The 1,665-nt window shown below is 45.9% G+C and carries 1 tRNA gene and 2 rRNA genes (1 of these 3 only partly in view); all 3 read right to left on the bottom strand.

Features of this window, described 5'->3' with window-relative positions:
• A 23S ribosomal RNA gene (locus ASG21_RS00015) occupies positions 1-8 on the bottom strand (its annotated part extends 2,248 nt beyond the left edge of the window); the annotation flags it as partial.
• A gap of 293 nt (positions 9-301) precedes the next feature.
• Positions 302-378: transfer RNA gene (locus tag ASG21_RS00010), tRNA-Ala, on the bottom strand.
• Positions 379-674: 296 nt separating this feature from the next.
• A 16S ribosomal RNA gene (locus ASG21_RS00005) occupies positions 675-1,665 on the bottom strand; the annotation flags it as partial.

The following is a 1,665-nucleotide window of genomic DNA, read 5'->3' as shown; positions in this document are numbered from 1 at the left end:
CAAGCGCTTTTCCGCGCCCGGTTTTCTCTTTGTGATATTTTTACCGTTAATGTCAATGATCTTTTTGCTACTTCTGATCTATTCCGCAAAATATTGTTTTTGGCTCTATCTGCTTTTTTAAGAATAAACCATCGGTGNCCCCGAAGGGGACTTTTTTAGGTTTTTCTGTTTTGATGATTTAATGAACGAATATTGTTTTTGGCTCTATCCGTAACTTTTAAACTAAATCTCAAACTCTTTTTTTGCCTTCCCTCCCCTTTGACTTACGTCGAATCCTTAGGATTTGGGGTTGGGGGACANATGGTGGAGAATAAGGGAGTCGAACCCTTGACCTCCTGCGTGCAAGGCAGGCGCTCTAGCCAGCTGAGCTAATTCCCCTCTAGTTAGACTCGAGATTATTAGATTAGAGACCCGAGACTATTAAAATGTCTCATATCTCCTGTCTTTTCATCTCCCGTCTTTTCAATTAGTAGTCTCGGGCAGGCTCGAACTGCCGACCTCTACATTATCAGTGTAGCGCNCTTCATTTCTCAATCTCTTATCCCTTATACTAATTTCTAGTGGGTTTATGTTTTTATAATATGACAACCAAATAAAAAAACTAAAGCTAAAAAACTTTAAATAAGTACAATGTACTTGCGTACTGTTTTTGTTTAACGTCGAAAGACGCTCTAAAATGAGATGTTCCAGCCGCACCTTCCGGTACGGCTACCTTGTTACGACTTAGCCCTAGTTACCTGTTTTACCCTAGGCAGCTCCTGTTACGGTCACCGACTTCAGGTACCCCAGACTTCCATGGCTTGACGGGCGGTGTGTACAAGGCCCGGGAACGTATTCACCGCGCCATGGCTGATGCGCGATTACTAGCGATTCCAGCTTCATAGAGTCGAGTTGCAGACTCCAATCCGAACTGAGACCGGCTTTCGAGATTCGCATCTATTCGCATAGTAGCTGCCCTCTGTACCGGCCATTGTATTACGTGTGTGGCCCAAGGCGTAAGGGCCGTGATGATTTGACGTCATCCCCACCTTCCTCTCTACTTGCGTAGGCAGTCTCACTAGAGTCCCCAACTGAATGATGGCAACTAGTGACAGGGGTTGCGCTCGTTGCAGGACTTAACCTAACACCTCACGGCACGAGCTGACGACAACCATGCAGCACCTTGAAAATTGTCCGAAGAAAAGTCTGTTTCCAAACCTGTCAATTCCCATTTAAGCCTTGGTAAGGTTCCTCGCGTATCATCGAATTAAACCACATAATCCACCGCTTGTGCGGGCCCCCGTCAATTCCTTTGAGTTTCATTCTTGCGAACGTACTCCCCAGGTGGCTANGTGGACTACCAGGGTATCTAATCCTGTTCGCTCCCCACGCTTTCGTCCATCAGCGTCAGTTAAAACATAGTGACCTGCCTTCGCAATTGGTGTTCTAAGTAATATCTATGCATTTCACCGCTACACTACTTATTCCAGCCACTTCTACTTTACTCAAGACCTGCAGTATCAATGGCAGTTTCACAGTTAAGCTGTGAGATTTCACCACTGACTTACAGATCCGCCTACGGACCCTTTAAACCCAATAAATCCGGATAACGCTTGCACCCTCCGTATTACCGCGGCTGCTGGCACGGAGTTAGCCGGTGCTTATTCATACTGTACCTTCAGCTAC

It is taken from the genome of Chryseobacterium sp. Leaf394 (assembly GCF_001424105.1).
GTDB lineage: Bacteria > Bacteroidota > Bacteroidia > Flavobacteriales > Weeksellaceae > Chryseobacterium.
The sequence above is the reverse complement of the archived record's forward strand: the minus strand, read 5'-3'. Positions and strand labels throughout refer to the sequence as shown.